This window comes from Phenylobacterium sp. NIBR 498073 (assembly GCF_027286305.1).
GTDB lineage: Bacteria > Pseudomonadota > Alphaproteobacteria > Caulobacterales > Caulobacteraceae > Phenylobacterium.
The window spans coordinates 3,769,404-3,786,263 of sequence record NZ_CP114599.1 but is presented as its reverse complement, the minus strand read 5'-3'; the positions used below and the strand labels follow the sequence as shown (position 1 = coordinate 3,786,263).

The following is a 16,860-nucleotide window of genomic DNA, read 5'->3' as shown; positions in this document are numbered from 1 at the left end:
GGCCGCGGGAGTGGTCGCCATCCTCGGCTTCGCCCTGCTGGTCGGCGCCAGTGCGCAGGCGGTGTCATGGATGTTGCTGGTGGTCAGCGGCGTCACCGGACTGGCGGCCTGGCACGTGGCCGAGCGCGTGGGCATGCCGACGCCCAGCGCCAGCGCCTTCGAGCGCGCCACGCATGAGGACGCGCCGCCCTATGCGAGCCTGATCGACGCCTTGCCGGACCCAGTATTGGTGATCGCCGCCCATGAACCAGATGACCTCACAGGGCGGCGTTTCGTGCTGGTTAACGCCGCCGCCCGGGAAACCCTCCGCGTACAATATGACGCAGGGATGCTGGTGACAGTGATCCGTGACCCGGACGTGCTCGAAGCCGTCGACAAGGCGCTGTTCGGGCAGGTCGAGGCCGAGGCCGTCTATGAGATGGGCGGCGCCCAGGAACGCGTCATGCGGGCCATCGCCAAGCCTGTCGGACAGGCAGCCGACGGCGCGCCGCTGGCCTTGCTGGTGCTGCGCGACGAGACCGACATCCGCCGGGCAGAACGCACCCGCGCCGATTTCCTGGCCAACGCCAGCCACGAGCTGCGCACCCCGCTGGCCTCTCTGTCGGGATTCATCGAGACCCTGCGCGGCCACGCCAAGGACGACGCCGGCGCGCGCGAGAAGTTCTTGTCGATCATGCAGGCCCAGGCCGAGCGGATGTCGCGGCTGATCGACGACCTGCTGTCGCTGAGCCGCATCGAGCTCAACGAGCACATCGCCCCGCACGGCGAGGTCGACCTGATCATGGCGGTGATGGACGTGCTGGACTCGCTGGGGCCGCTGGCGCGCGACCGCGGGGTGCGGCTGGAGCCTGTCGACCTGCCGGCACGCGGCGCGGTCATGGTGGCGGGCGACCGCGACCAGATCATCCAGGTGATCCAGAACCTGGTCGACAACGCCATCAAGTACACGCCGACCGGCAAGGCGGTGCGGATCTCGCTGCGCAGCGGAGTGTCGGCCGGCGCGGCGGCGGCGGTCGGCGATCCGCGCGCGGCGCGCTTCTCGCTGCTGACGCCGGACCGCGCCTCGGACCTCTATGCGGCGCTTCGGGTGTCGGACGCCGGCGTCGGCTTGGCGCGCGAGCACCTGCCGCGGCTGACGGAGCGGTTCTATCGCGTCGAGGGCCAGAAGAGCGGCGAGCGCTCGGGCACGGGCCTCGGCCTGGCCATCGTCAAGCACATCGTCAACCGCCACCGCGGCGGACTGGCGGTCGAGAGCGTCCAGGGCGAGGGGGCGACCTTCACCGCCTACTTCCCGATGGTGAAGGCCGAACCGGCGTCCTGACGGACACAAAAATCCCCGGGACGGCGCCCGGGGATCAGTCGGCGGGGAAATCCGGCTAGAACGCGCCGGCTCTAGAACTTGCCGGCATTAGAACTTGAAGGTCAGCGAGGCCCCGTAGGTGCGGGTCTGTCCGGGGAAGCGGACCACGACGTTGGCGTTGCTGCTGACCGCGCTCCAGTAATACTCGTCCGTCAGGTTGCGCCCCCAGAGCGACAGCTCCCAGCGGTCGTCCAACGCATGCACGCCGAGGCTGGCGTTCAGCACGCCGTAGTCCTCGATCACGAAGCGCGGGTCGCCTTCCAGGTCGGCGTGCGACTTGGACTGGTAGCGGCCGGCGATCGCCGCCTGCAGGCCGAGATTCTCGCTCAGGTCGCGGCTGTAGAGCGCCGTCAGACCGCCCTGGAATTTCGGGCTGTAGAGGAACGGCTTGCCGTCGAAGTCCATCGGCCGGCCGGCGGCGTTGATGCCGATATAGTTCTTGACCTCGGTGTGCAGGAAGGTGGCTGATCCGATCAGGGTCAGGCTTTGCGTCGCGCGCCAGGTCACCTCGCCGTCGACGCCGTAGGCCTCCGACTCCGGCACGTTCGCGAGCCGGGAGAGGGCCGTATAGATCGGGTCGGCGAAATAGACGCTGAGCTGCTTGTCCTCGTAGTCGTAATAGAAGGCGCTGACATTGGCCTGCACGCGCCGCTCGAACAGCGCCGCCTTCACGCCCACCTCGTAGGCGGTCAGCAGTTCCTGGGTCGCCGGCGCGTTCTGGGTCGAGATGTTGGCCGCATTGATCGGCGTCGCCCCGGCCTTGGCCCCGCGCGAGATCGAGCCGAACACCAGCACGCCCTCGGCCGGGGTCCAGTCCAGCGCCACCCGCCAGGCGACGTTGTCCTCGTCCAGGGTCGAGGTGACCAGGCCGAAGGCGCGCTTGGCCGGATCGAAGGTGTTGCAGTCGTTGGGCCCGATCGGAGCCACCATCCCGTAGGCCGGGAAGAACAGCGCCCGGTTCACGACATTGACGTTGGGCAGCATGCTGCCGTTCACGTCTCGCGAGCAGCCGGCGTAGTCCTGCTTGTCCTGGGTGTAGCGGATGCCGGCGGTCAGCTTGAACTGCTCGTTGAAGCGGTAGTCGCCGTTGGCGAACAGGCTCCAGGTGTCGGTCTCGATGCGGCCGATGTCCTGATAGGTCCGGAACGACTGGTTCAGCTGGGTCGAGGTGTAGCCGCCGGAGTTGAACGGCGTGGCCAGCAGCGGCTGGCCCACCGTCCGGATCAGGGTGACGTTGGCGTTCTGGCCCAGCAGGGTGCGGTTGGAATCGAGGATGCGGTCACGGGCGACATAGCCGCCGACCAGCCAGAAGACGTTCTCGCCCGACCCTTCCAGGTGGATTTCCTGGGCGATCGACTCGATGTCGCCCTGGGCGTGCTGGATCAGGATCTCGTAGGGCGCGCCGCTCCAGTCGAATTTCGCGTTGCGCTCGAGCTTGTTGTAGCTGGTCAGCGAGACCAGCTGCATGTCGCCGCCCAGGTCCCAGTCGATCTTCACCTTGCCGGCGTAGAAGTCGTTGTTCTCGCGCAGCGGCCCGCCGATGCCGATCCCGACCCCGATATCGGCCGAGCGCACGGACAGCGGCGCCCAGTCGGCCTGGTCGGCCTTGGTCGGGGCGTTGGCGGCGATGTAGCCGGCCAGGCCCGGGGCGTTGAACGGGCTGCCGGTGGTGGCCGGGGTGAAGCCGATCCCCTGGGCGGCCACAGTGTCAGACTTGTTGCGCCAGGCGGTCAGCGAGACGTCGATCGATAGCGTGTCGACGGGTTGCAGCGCCAGCGAGGCGCGGGCGCCATAGCGGTGGACCTCGCCCTGGCGCTCGCCGCGCGTGTTGCTGATCTGCCAGCCCTCGTCGCTGTCCTCGGTGCGGAACGCCAGGCGGCCCTGGACGCGATCGGCGATCGGGCCGCTGACATAGCCCTCGAAGTTGTGGGTCTTGTAGTTGCCGATCTCGCCGGTGATCGCCGCCTGGAAGTCCTCGGTCGGCTTGCGGGTGACGAAGTCGATCAGGCCGGCGGTGGTGTTGCGGCCATAGAGCGTGCCCTGCGGGCCCTTCAGCACTTCCACGCGTTCCAGGTCGTAGATCGGCCCGGTGTTCATCATCGGATAGGCGTAGGCGACCTCGTCGGTATAGGTGCCGACGGTCGAGGTGGCCGACATGTTGATCGTGTTGAAGCCGATCCCGCGCAGGGTGTAGGTCGGCACCCCCTGATAGCTCTGTGACACGCTGAAGCTGGGCGCGAAGGTGCTCAGGTCCTTCACGTTGGTGACGTGCAGCTTCTCCAGGGTCTCGCCGGTGACGGCCTGGATGCCCATGCCGACGGTGTTGGCGGTCTCTTCCCGGCGTTGGGCGGTGACGACGACCGCTTCGATCTCGGTGGCGCCTTGCCCCGATGACTGGCTTGACGACTGGGCCGCCACGGGCGCGGCCGAAAACAGCGCGGCCGCACTGACGCTCAGCGCCAGCAGTCCGCGCAGGCTGAATTGTCCTGGCATGTCTCTTCCTCCTCCGGCGCCGCGCCTCTGTCGTGCGCGTGCGGCCTATCCAAGGTGGAGGGTGCGGAGTTCTCGGCGCCGCGCCTAGCTGACGGATGTGATAGGGCCGGCCCGCGCATCGTAATGAAACTGTCATCGAACTGTCGCAGCCCGAAAGCATAAGGCGGTCACTTTCCGGCCCGGGCGGGCAGGGCGGCGATCAGCCGTCCGAATGTCCGGCTCGCGCAACGGCATGGACCTTCGATGCTCACCTGGATCGCCCTGACGGCGCTGCTGCTGTTCTCGCTGGCCACCTACATGGCCGGCCGCCGCCGCGCCGTCGCCGCCACGGGCGGCAAGCCCGCGCAGCTTCACTCGCTTCCCGGCTACTACGGCAGCTATGCGGCCCTCTGGGCCGGCGTGCCCGCCGCCCTGCTGATCCTGCTCTTCGCCATGTTCGGCGGGCGACTGGAAGAGGGCCTGCTGCGCCTCGATCCCCCGGCCGCGGTGCAGGAACTGACCGCCCCTCAGCAGGACGTCTTCTTTGATGACGCGCGCGCCATCGCCCACGGCGGCACGCCTAGCGAGACCATCTATGACGGGGCGCTGAAGACTGCGCTCGAGGACAAGGCCGCCAAGTCGCAGCAGATCGCCGGCCTGATCCAGTACGGCTCCATCGGCCTGGGCGCGATCCTGGCGCTGGCCGGGGTGTTCATCGCCTATCCGCGCATTTCCCCGCAGTTCCGCGCCCGCAACAAGGTCGAGGGCTGGGTCGCGGGCCTGTTCATCGTCTGCTCGGTCACCGCCATCCTGACCACCGCCGGGATCATCGCCTCGCTGGTCTGGGAAAGCTGGCGCTTCTTCCAGGCCGTGCCGGTGCACGAGTTCCTGTTCGGGACCGAGTGGAACCCGCAGATCGCCATGCGCGCCGACCAGTTCGCCGGCGCCGGCGCGTTCGGGGCCGTGCCGCTGTTCGTCGGCACCTTCCTGATCATGATGATCGCCATGCTGGTCGCCGCCCCGATCGGCCTGTTTTCGGCGATCTACCTCTCGGAGTACGCCAGTTCCTGGACCCGCTCGGTGGTCAAGCCGCTGCTGGAGATCCTCGCCGGCGTGCCGACCGTGGTCTACGGCTTCTTCGCCGCCCTGACCGTCGGGCCGCTGTTCCGCTCGTTCTTCAACTGGATCGGCGCCCAACTGGCCGGCGGTAGCTTCGACGGCCTCGCCCAGTACCTGATGCAGGTGCAGAACCAGATGGCCCTGGTCGCCGGCGCGGTGATGGGGATCATGCTCATCCCGTTCGTCTCCTCGCTCAGCGACGACATCATCAACGCCGTGCCGCAGTCGCTGCGCGACGGCAGCCTGGCCATGGGCGCGACCCGCTCGGAGACGGTCAAGAAGGTGGTCCTGCCGGCCGCCCTGCCGGGGATCATGGCCGCCCTGCTGCTGGCCGTGTCCCGCGCCGTCGGCGAGACCATGATCGTCACCATGGCCGCTGGCCTGCAGGCCCGCATGACCCTCAATCCGCTGGATACCGTCACCACCGTGACCGTCCAGATCGTGACCCTCCTCACCGGCGACCAGGAGTTCGACAGCCCCAAGACCCTGTCGGCCTTCGGCCTCGGCCTCACGCTCTTCGCGGTGACGCTGATGCTGAACATCGTCGCCCTGCGCATCGTGCAGAAATACCGGGAACAGTATGACTGACGCCGCCCTGACGCCCTCTGCGACCAGCCTGCGCCAGACCGTCGAGGCGCGGCTGAAGAAGCGCCACGCCCAGGAAGTGCGCTTCCGCCTCTATGGCCGCCTGGCCATCGTCGTGGCGCTCTCCTTCCTCGCGATCCTGCTCGGCCGGATCGTGACCCAGGGCTATTCGACCTTCGTCGACTACCAGATCACCGTCCCGGTGCACCTGGACCCCAGCAAGATCGACCGGGCCGATCCCACCGGCTCCAACTACGACATGCTGGTCGCCAACTCGGTGCTGGCCAAGCTGGGCGAGACCGACGACGAGTTCGGGAACACGTCGGGCAAGGTCATGGAGATCATGTCCAACGACCTCGGCTTCCAGCTGCTGAAGATGGTGCGCGAGGACCCGAATCTGATCGGCAAGACGGTCACCGTCACCGGTCCGGTGAAGTCCGACGCGGCTCTCTACTTCAAGGGCCAGATCAAGCGCGCCACACCCGAGGACGAGCGCAAGCTGGACGACCAGCAGCTCGACTGGATGGACAAGCTGAAGGCCTCCGGCGCCGTCAGCTCCGGCTTCAACATCGGCTTCCTGACCCGCTCGGACTCGACCGAGCCGGAACAGGCCGGCGTGCTGGGCGCCATCGTCGGCTCGCTGATGATGCTGCTGGTCACCGCGACACTGGCGATCCCGATCGGGGTGCTGGCGGCGACCTATCTTGAAGAGTTCGCGCCGAAGAACCGCTGGACCGACCTCATCGAGGTCAACATCAACAACCTGGCCGCCGTGCCGTCGATCGTCTACGGCCTGCTCGGCCTGGCGGTGTTCATCAACTGGCTGTCGGTGCCGCGCTCCTCGCCGCTGGTCGGCGGCCTGGTGCTGGCGCTGATGTCGCTGCCGACCGTGATCATCGCCACCCGCTCGGCCCTGAAAGCGGTGCCGCCCTCGATCCGCGAGGCTGCGCTCGGGGTCGGCGCCTCGCGCACCCAGACCGTGTTCCACCACGTCCTGCCGCTGGCCATGCCCGGCGTGATGACCGGCTCGATCCTCTCCCTGGCCCACGCCCTGGGCGAGACCGCCCCGCTGCTGATGATCGGCATGGTCTCGTTCGTGCCCGGCGTGCCGGAAGGTTTCACCGGCGCGGCCACCGTCCTGCCCGTTCAGGTGTTCATCTGGGAGAACGCGTCGGAGCGCGGCTTCCATGAACGCACCGCCGCCGCCATCCTCGTGCTGCTGGTCTTCATGATCGTCATGAACCTGGCGGCCATCCTCGTGCGACGCCGCTTCGAGCGGCGATGGTGAGACGATGCGCCTGAGTTTCCCGAGGTTTCCCATGCCCAGCCAGCGAGATGACGCCATGGCTCACGATACTGCCGCCGCCCCTATCCACATCGCCGTCGACCGCGGTCATGCGGCCCTGCCCAGCGCGCCGGTCAAGATCCGCGCCCGCGACGTCAGCGTCTTCTACGGCGAGAAGCAGGCGTTGTTCGACGTCTCCCTCGACGTGCCGGAGAACTCGGTCACCGCGCTGATCGGTCCGTCGGGCTGCGGCAAGTCGACCTTCCTGCGCTCGATCAACCGGATGAACGACACCATCCCAGGCGCCAAGGTCACCGGCCGCATCGAGCTGGACGGCGAGGACGTCAACGACCGCTCCATCGACCCGGTGGTGCTGCGCGCCCGCGTCGGCATGGTGTTCCAGAAGCCGAACCCGTTCCCCAAGACCATCTTCGAGAACGTCGCCTACGGCCCGCGCATCCACGGCATCGCCACCGGCAAGGCCGAACTGGAGGCCATCGTCGAATCCTCCCTGAAGCGCGCCGGTCTGTGGGCCGAGGTCGCTGACCGCCTGCACCAGCCGGGCACCGGCCTGTCCGGCGGCCAGCAGCAGCGCCTGGTCATCGCGAGAGCCATCGCCGTCTCGCCGGAAGTCATCCTGATGGACGAGCCGTGCTCGGCCCTCGATCCGATCGCCACCGCGCGCATCGAGGAACTGATCGACGAGTTGCGCAACCAGTACTGCATCGTCATCGTCACCCACTCGATGGCCCAGGCCGCGCGGGTGTCGCAGAAGACCGCCTTCTTCCACCTGGGCAAGCTGGTGGAGGCCGGGCCCACCGGCGAGATCTTCACCAACCCGCGCGACAGCCGCACCCAGGACTACATCACCGGCCGCTTCGGCTAGGGGCAGGGACATGAACGAGCACATCGTCAAATCCTACGAAGACGAACTGAACACCCTCACCGCCGACTGCGCGCGCATGGGCGGGCTGACCGAGGCCCAGGTCGGCGACGCCCTCGACGCCGTGGTCAAGCGCGACCAGGCGCTGGCTGAGTCAGTGGTCGGCCGCGACGAGCGGCTGGACGTCCTGGAGGCCGACATCGAGCGCAAGGCGATCCGCTTGATCGCCCTGCGCCAGCCGATGGCCAACGACCTGCGCAAGACCGTGGCGGCGATGAAGATCGCCTCGAACCTCGAACGCTGCGGGGACCTGGCCAAGAACATCGCCAAGCGCACCATGATCCTCAACGAGGCCGAGCCGATTAGTCCCCTGACCCGCTCGATCGAGCGCATGGGCCGCCTGGTGCTGGGGCGTCTGAAGGACGTGCTGGACGCCTACACCGGCTCGGACCTCGACCGCGCCCTGGCGGTCTGGTCGCGCGACGACGAGGTCGACGAGCACTACAACAGCCTGTTCCGCGAGCTGCTGACCTACATGATGGGCGATCCGCGCACGATCACCGCCTGCGCCCACCTGCTGTTCGTCGCCAAGAACCTCGAGCGCATCGGCGACCACGCCACCAACATCGCCGAGATCATCCACTACGAAATCACCGGCGAGGAGATGATCTCCGCCGACCGGCCCAAGACCGACGCGCTGAGCGCCTAGGAGCCTGCTGACTTGACGCCTTTCATTCTGGTGGTCGAGGACGAAGACGCCCTCTCGACCCTGCTGCAGTACAACCTCGACAAGGAAGGCTACGACGTGGTCGTGGCCGCCGACGGCGAGGAGGCTCTGACCCTGGTTTCCGAGCGGCTGCCCGACATCATCATCCTCGACTGGATGCTGCCGAAGATCTCCGGCATCGAGGTCTGCCGCCGCCTGCGCCAGCGCTCTGAAAGCCGCAACGTGCCGATCATCATGCTCACCGCCCGCGGCGAGGAGAGCGACCGGATCCGCGGCCTCGACACCGGGGCCGACGACTACATCGTCAAGCCGTTCGCCATGAGCGAGCTGTCGGCCCGCATCCGCGCGGTGCTGCGCCGCATCCGGCCCGGCCTGGCCGAGGATCGCGTCCACATCGGCGACCTGACCATCGACCGCGTCGCCCACCGGGTGAAGCGCGCCGGCAAGGAGATTCACCTCGGCCCCACCGAGTTCCGTCTGCTTGACTACCTGATGCAGCATCCGGGCCGGGTGTTCAGCCGCGAGCAGCTGCTCGACGCGGTCTGGGGCTCAGACGTCTATGTCGAGGCGCGCACCGTGGACGTCCACGTCGGGCGGCTGCGCAAGGCCCTCAACAAGGAAGAGGCGATGGTCGACCCGATCCGCACCGTGCGCTCCGCCGGTTACTCGCTGGACATGGACGCTTGACGCAGTTGCTCCCCCGTTGGGGGAGCTGTCAGCGAAGCTGAGGGGGCTTGCAGCGCTTGCCCCCTCAGAAGGGGAGGGGGCAGCGCCCGCTTACGCCTCCTCGCGCTTGTAGATCGACCGCTTCGGCCGCTCCATAACCCGGCGCAGCATCGGCTCGAACGCCTCCAGCGGCATCGACTCGTAGGCCGGGTCGAAGCTGTTCTGGTCGTACAGGTGGCAAAACTGCGCCGTGTACTCGAAGTCCGGATGGCCGCGGAACTGTTCGCGCATGTCTCGGTCCAGGCCGAGGTAGTGGAAGAAGTAATAGCCCTGGAAGATGCCGTGCTTGTCGAGCATCCAGTGGTTCCGCTCCGACACGTAGGGCTTCATGATCACCGCGCCGATCTCGGCGTGGTTGGCCGGCCCGAGAATGTCGCCGATGTCGTGCATCAGCGCGCAGACCACGTATTCCTCGTCGCGGCCGTCCTTGAACGCTCGGGTGGCGGTCTGCGGCGAGTGCTCCAGCCGGTCGACCGGATAGCCGCCGTCGTCGTCCTGCAGCATCTTAAGGTGGCTGATCAGCCGGTCGGGCAGGGCGCGGTTGAACGGGCCGGCGGCCTTCATGATGGCCGCCCAGTCGTCCTGGACGCCCTCGGTCATGGCCGTGAACTTGGCCTTCGCCTGGATCTCGCCGTCGGCCATCGCCGCCTCCCTAAGGTTTGTTTCGCTCATCGTGCGGCGAGGGCGGCGAGGCGTCAAAGCAAAAGGACCCGCCGGCGCGGGGCCGGCGGGTCCTGATGCGGTCGGATGGTCGCGGGCCTAGGCGATGGCCAGGGCGCCCTTGCGGCGGTGGGCGCGGATCGCGACGCCGGCGCCGGTGAAGCCGATGATCATCATCGCCCAGGTGGCCGGTTCGGGAACCGCCGAGCCGAAGGTCAGGGTGCCGCTGTACGAACCGTTGCCGCCGCTCCAGCCGAAGACTTCCAGCTTCTGCGCGCCGGCGGTGATCGGCAGGTTGAACAGCGAGCGGAACTCGACATTGCCGTTCGACATCAGGTCCAGCTCGACGCCGTTGAGCTTCACCGAGGTGAAGTTGATGTTGGTCGAGGGGGCGCCCAGGGTCAGGATCGAGCTGATGGTCGCGCCGCCGGCGCCGTTGGTGGGGAAGATGAAGTCGAAGACGTGCGAGAAGCCGCCGCCCGCGACGGCGGTGTCGCCGAAGACGCCGGTGATCGAGCCGTCGGCGGCCGGGTCGGTCAGGTTGATGTATTGCGCGGCGTTGGCGGCCGGAGCGGCGGCCAACATCGAGACGGCGAGCGCAGCCCCGACAAACAGCTTCTTCATAGGGTACTCCAGCTTACTGGTGCGCCCGACCCCGGGAACAATCTTTCATTGTGTCGAGAGTCCTGGCGCTATTGGGGCGTGCACATAGCCGCCTGCGACCATTCGGCGCAACAGGGTTAGCAAGAATTTACTATGAAGAATTGTAACGCCCGCACCATGGCGCGTGGAACGCGCGGAAAGCGGGCAAGATTCCGCGCGCAACGCGCGTATCCCGCCACTATTCCGCGAATCTTCCGCCACTCGACGCCGCGGCTTGAGCCGCGGGCGCGGAATCGCTAGATGGAAGGCCTTGGTGCGCCCGCTCTTTCGTCGGCGCGCCCGGCGCGGGCGTAGCTCAGGGGTAGAGCGTCAGCTTCCCAAGCTGAATGTCGTGGGTTCGAATCCCATCGCCCGCTCCAAATTTTCAATGACTTAAGGTCAGTGTTCTGGAGCGGTCGGCGAAGGCGGCCTTGGGTTGCGTCGCGCTTCGGCGTCGACGTCGGGCTTTAGGTGTCCCACTCGGCGTCGAACTTCTCCCTCTCGAAGAGGAAGCGCCAGGCCATCAGCGTCGGAATGGTGGCCGCGGCGACGAGGATCGCAGCCGGAAAGATCAGGAGTTTGGCGGAGGTGACGAAGACGTTCATTGGTCGTCGACCCAGAAGCGGGCAATCCAGGTGGATTGAGTCGCCAGAATGAGACTAGAAAAAATGGTGATTACGGAATTGTGACCCATCCAGGCGCCGATACTGATGCTTATCGGAACTGCCGCCCAGCAACCGATCGCGATGGCGATGGCTTTCTTCTTCAGTTTTTTTGAAGCGCGCTTCTCTAGCGTCTCGTTGACGTCGAGATTTTTTCTATCGTCATTTGCAAGCTGCATGACCGCAACGGCTTCCGAGCCGAGCAGCGGCTGGTCGGTCTCGACCAAGACGGAACTCTTCATGACGCCCCCTACTGCACGCCATGATAGCGAAGGCGCCTTAAGTAGCAACTGATGAGACATGCCGGGCGGCCTTCGATGAGCCGCGCGTCGGGGGTCAGAACGCCTGCAACGTCGGGCTCCAGCTCCGCAGGGCGATGGAGCCGCGGGTCAGGGGATGGTCTCGCCGCGCGACGGCGCAGGTCACCCCCTCCATGCGGATGTCGAGCATGTGAAAGTCGTGCCGCGCGCCGTCGTCCACGGTCGAGACCTCCCGCCATCGGTCGAAGTCCACCGAATGGAACCCGACCGTTACGCGTTGCGGGTCGTGGGCGACGCCCTTGCCGAGCGATTTCAGGACCGCTTCCTTGCGGACCCAGAGCCGCAGGAGATCAGCTTGCGCCAGGTCGCGTTCGCGCGGGTCCGCCAGCTCGTCGGGCGACAGGACGTGGGTCACCTCATCGCGGGTCAGGCCGATCGATCCGGTCTCCAGGTCGATGCCGACCTCACGCTCGGGGTCCACCGCGATCACCGCTAGATCGTCCGAATGCGCCAGGCTGAAGTAAGGCCCGCCCGGGACGCTGAGCTTTCCCCAGTCGTTTACGATGAACGTCACTTCGGAAGGAGGACGGGTCAGGTAGCCGGCCAGAACGCTTCGCAGCGCGGCGTGCGCCACGACATAGCGCCGCCGCAGGTGATCGAAATGAAAGGACTGAGCTCTGGCGAGCTCGTCTGGCGAAAGGCAAGCTGCAAGCCCCGTCGTGGCCGCGCCGGAAAGATCAATTTGGATCAAATCCAGAATGACGCCGCTCCCCCCATCATGGTCAGCTGACCGCGCCCGGCCTCTCCGTCTACAGCATTCATTTAGACGTGCAGTGGCTTCGGAAGTCTTTAATTAACCCCTATCTGTTCTTAGTTCGTTGTCGAAATTCAATTGCAAAAAATTTGTTACGCCGCGTAACATTCGCGCTGCCTCCTAGGCATCGCACTAGCTAGTCTTTTCAGTATGTAGCTAGATAAGCTCTCCTGTCGCAGGAAATCCTTGTCGGCCAGAACGGCCGAACCTTGGGCGGTTCCACATGTCGAGACCAAACGCCTACTTTGTTGGGGATGGCACGCTTCTCATCCGCTGCGCGGAGGCGTTCCTGGAGACGGGCGGGCAGGTGGCGGGGGTGGTGTCCGCGGCGCCGCAGATCATCGCCTGGGCGCAGGAGCAGGGCCACGTCCTTCTGGGGACGCCGGACAGGCCGGAACTGCCGGCCGGCGGAGCCGACTATCTCTTCAGCGTGGCGAACCTCTCGGTGCTGGGCCCCGACGCCCTGGCCGCCGCGCGGGTGATGGCGATCAATTTCCACGACGGTCCGCTGCCCGAACGCGGGGGGCTGAACACGCCGGCCTGGGCGATCCTCGAAGGCGCGGACGAGCACGCCGTGACGTGGCACGAGATGCTTGCGGCGGTCGATGCTGGGCGCGTGCTCAAGTCCCGCCGCTTTGCGATGGCGCCGAACGAGACGACGTTCAGCCTCAACCTTCGCTGCTACGAGGCGGGCGAGGAATCCTTCCGTGAGCTGCTGGCCGATCTCGCCGCCGGGCGGCTGGAGGCCACGCCGCTGAGCGGCGCGCGCGGCTGGTACGGGCGCGCCAAGCGTCCGGCTCATTTCGGAATTCTGGACTTCAGGCGACCGACGTTCGAGCTTGGCCGGACGGTTCGGGCGCTGGATTTCGGCGCCCGCCGCAACGCGCTCGGCCTGCCCAAGCTGCTGCTGGGCGAACGGCTCGTGGCGGTCCGCAAGCTTGAGCGGGCTGGAGAGGGCGGGGGCGAGCCCGGTCAGATCCTGGCCCTGGACGAGACCTCGATCACCGTAATGGCCGGCGACGGCGCGATCGTGCTGAGCGGCCTGTCGGGCATGGCCGGCGAGGCGCTCGATCCCATGACGCTCGGCGTGGCTGTGGGCGCGGTGCTGCCGGCGCCGGCCGCGGTCGAGGCTTCGACGCTGCGCGGCGTCGGCGCCTCCGAAGGCTTCTGGGAAGACGCCCTCGAAAACGCCCATCCGCTGCTTCCGCCGTTCCCTCGCGATCATGCCGCGGGGCCGGGGCAGGCCCCGCTCGCTGTCGGACAGGTGTCGCCGCAGGCCCTCGGCGCGGCCTGGGCCGCCTGGCTGGTCGCGCTGACCGGCCAGTCGCGCGTGACGCTGGCGATGGAGGCCGCAGCGGCCGGTCCGGCCTTGTCGCGCCGGTTCCCGGTCACGGTGGATCTCGACCCCGCCGGCACGGCGCAGTCGGCGCTCGCCGCCTTTGCGCAGGCCTTGGCGCGGGCGCAGGCCGAGGCGCCGATGGCCGCCGACCTTCCCTTGCGGCTAGAGGGTCAGGCAGCCGTGCAAGCGGCGCTCGCGGCCTTGGCCGTGGTGGTCGCCGGCCGGCCGAACGCGCCCGGCGCCGACCTGACGCTCAGCATCGATCCGCCGGCGATCAGCATTCGCGCCGGCCTGCATGCGCCCGACGTCCTCGGCGCGATGGCGGCCGACTTCAGCGCCTTCTGCAACGCATTCCTCGGCGCCCCGCAGGCCGAATTGGCCGCCCTGCCGCTGGGCGGCGACGTCTCGGCGTCCTCCGCCGCCGGACCGGGCGAGAACCCGGCCACGATCCACGCCCTGATCGCCGCCATGGCGCGCGAAATGCCAGACGCCGTCGCCGTCGAAGACGGCGGCCGCAAGCTGACCTACGCCGAGCTCGAGGCGCGGGCGACCCGCCTGGCCGGCGCCCTGGCCGCGCGCGGGGCGCGCGCCGGCTCGGTGGTCGGGCTCTATCTTGGCCGCAGCGCCGACCTGGTGGTCTCGATCCTGGCCGTTCTCAAGACCGGCGCGGCCTATCTGCCGCTCGACCCGTCCTATCCGGCCGACCGCATCGCCTTCATGCTCGAGGATTCCGCCGCCGCGCTGGTGGTGGCGGACACCGGCGCGGTCGTGCCCGGCTTCCTCGATCCGGCGCGCGTGGTTTCGCATACGGCCGAGCAGGACCTGCCCGCCATGCAGGGCGCGCCCGGCGACCTGGCCTACCTGATCTACACGTCCGGTTCGACGGGCCGGCCGAAGGGCGTGATGATCGAGCACCGCAACGTCACCAACTTCTTCGCGGGCATGGATCGCGTCGTGCCGCTCGAACGGGGCGCGCGGCTGCTGGCGGTCACCTCGATGTCGTTCGACATCTCCGTGCTCGAGCTCCTTTGGACGCTGACCCGCGGGGCGACCATCGTGCTGCAGGGCGGCGGCGGCCAGGCCGACCTGCCGGCCTTCTCGCTGTTCTACTTCGCCGCCCAGTCGGGCGGGGCCGACAGCTACCGCGTCCTGTTCGAGGGCGCGCGCTTCGCCGATGAGAACGGCTTCGAGGCGATCTGGACGCCGGAACGCCACTTCCACGAGTTCGGCGGCCTCTATCCCAGCCCGGCGATCAGTTCTGCCGCCCTGGCCGGCATGACCAAGAACGTCAAGCTGCGGGCCGGCTCGGTGGTGGCCCCGCTGCATCATCCGGTGTCGATCGCCGAAAGCTGGGCGCTGGTCGACAACCTGTCCGGCGGTCGGGTCGGCATCGCGATCGCCTCGGGCTGGCAGCCGAACGACTTCATCCTCCGGCCCGAGAACTTCGCCGACCGCAAGTCGATCGCGCTCGGAACCGTGGAGACGCTTCGCCGGCTGTGGGCGGGCGAGGCGATGGAGTTTCCGGGCCCGGACGGCAAGCCGGTCGCCGTGAACATCCATCCGCGCCCGGTGCAGAAGGAAATTCCCGTCTGGATCACCGCGGCAGGCAATATCGAGACCTTCGCCGAGGCCGGTCGCCTCGGGTGCGGGGTGCTCACCCACCTGCTCGGCCAGTCGATCGAGGAGCTCAAGGCGAAGATCGCCGGCTACCGGCAGGCCCGCGCCGAGGCGGGCTTCGAGGGGCCCGGCCACGTCGTGCTGATGCTCCACACCTTCGTCTCCGAAGACGAGGAAACCGTGCTGGCGACCGCGCGCCAGCCGATGAAGTCCTACCTGAACAGCGCCGTCGACCTGGTGCGCCGCGCCTCGTGGACCTTCCCGACCTTCGTGTCGCGCGCCGAGGCCGCGGGCGGCAGCCCGCAGGACATCCTCGAGAGCCAGGACCTGACGCCGGAAGAACTCGACGCGTTGCTGGATCACGCCTTCGAGCGGTACTACCGCCAGTCCGGCCTGTTCGGCACGCCGGAGACCGCCAAGGACATCGTGCGCGAGGTGACGGCGGCGGGGGTCGACGAGATCGCCTGCCTGATCGACTTCGGCATCGAGTCCGAAACCGTGCTGGCCAACCTCAAGCACATCCGCACGCTGATGAGCGAGCTCGAAAAGGACGGCGGCGTCGGCCACAAGAGTTCGGTGGCCGAGGACATCCTGCAGAACGGCGTCACCCACCTGCAGTGCACGCCGTCGATGGCCGCCTATCTCGCCGCCGACGCGGCGGGCCGACGGGCCCTGCAGCAGCTCGAATGCCTGATGGTCGGCGGCGAGGCGCTGCCGCCGGACCTTGCCCGCGAGCTGCGGGCCGGCTTCTCCGGGCGGCTGCTCAACATGTACGGGCCCACCGAGACGACGATCTGGTCGTCGGTCGCCAGGCTCGACGCGGTGGGCGAGCGGGTGCCGCTCGGCGAGCCGATCGCCAATACCGACCTGAGCGTGCGCGCGCCCGGCGGCCAGGTCGCCCCGCGTCAGGTCGAAGGCGAACTGTGGATCGCCGGCGCCGGCGTATCGCGCGGCTATTGGCGGCGGCCCGAACTGACGGCCGAACGCTTCGTCGAACGCGACGGCCAGCGCTGGTATCGGACCGGCGATCTGGTGCGGATGCAGCGCGACGGCGCGCTGGATTTCCTGGGCCGGACCGACAACCAGGTGAAGGTCCGCGGCCACCGCATCGAGCTCGGCGAGATCGAGGCGGTGATCGCCGAGTCGGGTACGGTCCGCCAGGTTGCGGTCAAGATGGCCGAGTTCGGCGAGAACGACGTGCGGCTCCTCGCCTACGTCACGCCGGGCGACACGCCGCCCAGCGAGCGCGACCTGCGGGCGCGGCTGGCCGACAAGCTGCCGGAGTTCATGCGGCCCTCGCAGATCGTCATCCTTGAGCGGATGCCGATGACGCCGAACGGCAAGATCGATCGCAAGGCCCTGCCGCTTCCCAAGGCCGCCTCCGAACGGGGCGAGATGGTTGCAGCCGCGGGCGACATGGAATCGGCGGTGGCGGCGATCTGGCGCGACGCGCTCGGCCTCGAGGAGATCTCCGTCACCGAGAACGTCTTCGATCTCGGCGCGCACTCCCTGCTGGCCGTGCAGGTGCAGCGGCGCATGAAGCAGCATCTGGCCCGCGACATCGCCATCACCGACATCTTCCGGTTCCCGACGGTCCGCGCGATCGCCGCGCACCTCTCGAGCGACGCCGCCCCGGCCAACTCCGCCGCCGACCGCGGCGCGGCCCGCGCCGCCGCAAGGCTGGCCAGAATGGGTCGCAGGTAGGATCG

Annotated in this window: 13 protein-coding genes and 1 tRNA gene; 8 read left to right on the top strand and 6 right to left on the bottom strand. The window is 67.9% G+C overall.

What is annotated here, in order from left to right; genetic code table 11:
• Positions 1–10: 10 nt before the first annotated feature.
• Positions 11–1,321 carry an ATP-binding protein gene (locus O4N75_RS18835; RefSeq protein WP_269626976.1) on the top strand — a complete coding sequence of 437 codons (1,311 nt, stop codon included), beginning with the start codon at positions 11–13 and terminating at the stop codon, positions 1,319–1,321.
• An 87-nt stretch (positions 1,322–1,408) separates the two neighbouring features.
• On the opposite strand, the gene O4N75_RS18830 is transcribed toward O4N75_RS18835, so the two are convergent.
• Entirely contained in the window at positions 1,409–3,853 is a 2,445-nt protein-coding gene (locus O4N75_RS18830) for a TonB-dependent receptor (protein ID WP_269626975.1), read from the bottom strand.
• Positions 3,854–4,096: 243 nt separating this feature from the next.
• Between O4N75_RS18830 and pstC the strand changes: the two genes are divergently transcribed.
• The 5 genes from pstC to phoB are packed head-to-tail and all read left to right on the top strand — an operon-like array spanning position 4,097 to position 9,118.
• Positions 4,097–5,539 (top strand): phosphate ABC transporter permease subunit PstC, encoded by a 1,443-nt coding sequence (pstC, locus tag O4N75_RS18825; RefSeq protein WP_269626974.1) that lies wholly within the window; start codon positions 4,097–4,099, stop codon positions 5,537–5,539.
• Positions 5,532–6,824, top strand: coding sequence for a phosphate ABC transporter permease PstA (gene pstA, locus O4N75_RS18820; protein WP_269626973.1), 1,293 nt, complete (start codon positions 5,532–5,534; stop codon positions 6,822–6,824). Before pstC ends, pstA begins: the two co-directional genes overlap by 8 nt.
• Positions 6,825–6,879: 55 nt before the next feature.
• On the top strand, positions 6,880–7,707 hold the full coding sequence (pstB, locus tag O4N75_RS18815) for a phosphate ABC transporter ATP-binding protein PstB (RefSeq protein WP_267231256.1): 828 nt from the start codon (positions 6,880–6,882) through the stop codon (positions 7,705–7,707).
• 10 nt (positions 7,708–7,717) lie between these two features.
• Positions 7,718–8,413 carry a phosphate signaling complex protein PhoU gene (phoU, locus tag O4N75_RS18810; RefSeq protein ID WP_269626972.1) on the top strand — a complete coding sequence of 232 codons (696 nt, stop codon included), beginning with the start codon at positions 7,718–7,720 and terminating at the stop codon, positions 8,411–8,413.
• Positions 8,414–8,425: 12 nt separating this feature from the next.
• The gene (gene phoB, locus O4N75_RS18805) at positions 8,426–9,118 is read left to right on the top strand and encodes a phosphate regulon transcriptional regulator PhoB (protein WP_267231259.1); all 693 of its coding nucleotides are present in this window, start codon (positions 8,426–8,428) and stop codon (positions 9,116–9,118) included.
• Positions 9,119–9,208: 90 nt separating this feature from the next.
• Here phoB and O4N75_RS18800 read toward each other — a convergent pair whose 3' ends face one another.
• Positions 9,209–9,799 carry a phosphohydrolase gene (locus O4N75_RS18800; RefSeq protein ID WP_269626970.1) on the bottom strand — a complete coding sequence of 197 codons (591 nt, stop codon included), beginning with the start codon at positions 9,797–9,799 and terminating at the stop codon, positions 9,209–9,211.
• 117 nt (positions 9,800–9,916) lie between these two features.
• On the bottom strand, positions 9,917–10,441 hold the full coding sequence (locus O4N75_RS18795; protein ID WP_269626969.1) for an FxDxF family PEP-CTERM protein: 525 nt from the start codon (positions 10,439–10,441) through the stop codon (positions 9,917–9,919).
• Between the two features lie 323 nt (positions 10,442–10,764).
• Here O4N75_RS18795 and O4N75_RS18790 point away from each other — a divergent pair.
• Positions 10,765–10,839, top strand: a tRNA-Gly gene (locus O4N75_RS18790).
• Between the two features lie 87 nt (positions 10,840–10,926).
• Here the strand turns inward: O4N75_RS18790 and O4N75_RS18785 are convergent.
• The 3 genes from O4N75_RS18785 to O4N75_RS18775 all read right to left on the bottom strand — a co-directional run bounded on the left by O4N75_RS18785 (position 10,927) and on the right by O4N75_RS18775 (position 12,015).
• Positions 10,927–11,064, bottom strand: a complete 138-nt coding sequence (locus tag O4N75_RS18785; protein WP_269626968.1) for a hypothetical protein — start codon at positions 11,062–11,064, stop codon at positions 10,927–10,929.
• Positions 11,061–11,348, bottom strand: a complete 288-nt coding sequence (locus O4N75_RS18780) for a hypothetical protein (protein WP_269626967.1) — start codon at positions 11,346–11,348, stop codon at positions 11,061–11,063. Before O4N75_RS18780 ends, O4N75_RS18785 begins: the two co-directional genes overlap by 4 nt.
• Before the next feature lie 109 nt (positions 11,349–11,457).
• The gene (locus O4N75_RS18775) at positions 11,458–12,015 is read right to left on the bottom strand and encodes a 4'-phosphopantetheinyl transferase superfamily protein (RefSeq protein WP_269626966.1); all 558 of its coding nucleotides are present in this window, start codon (positions 12,013–12,015) and stop codon (positions 11,458–11,460) included.
• Between the two features lie 403 nt (positions 12,016–12,418).
• Here O4N75_RS18775 and O4N75_RS18770 point away from each other — a divergent pair, with 403 nt between their 5' ends.
• Positions 12,419–16,855, top strand: a complete 4,437-nt coding sequence (locus tag O4N75_RS18770) for a MupA/Atu3671 family FMN-dependent luciferase-like monooxygenase (protein WP_269626965.1) — start codon at positions 12,419–12,421, stop codon at positions 16,853–16,855.
• Positions 16,856–16,860: the final 5 nt, after the last annotated feature.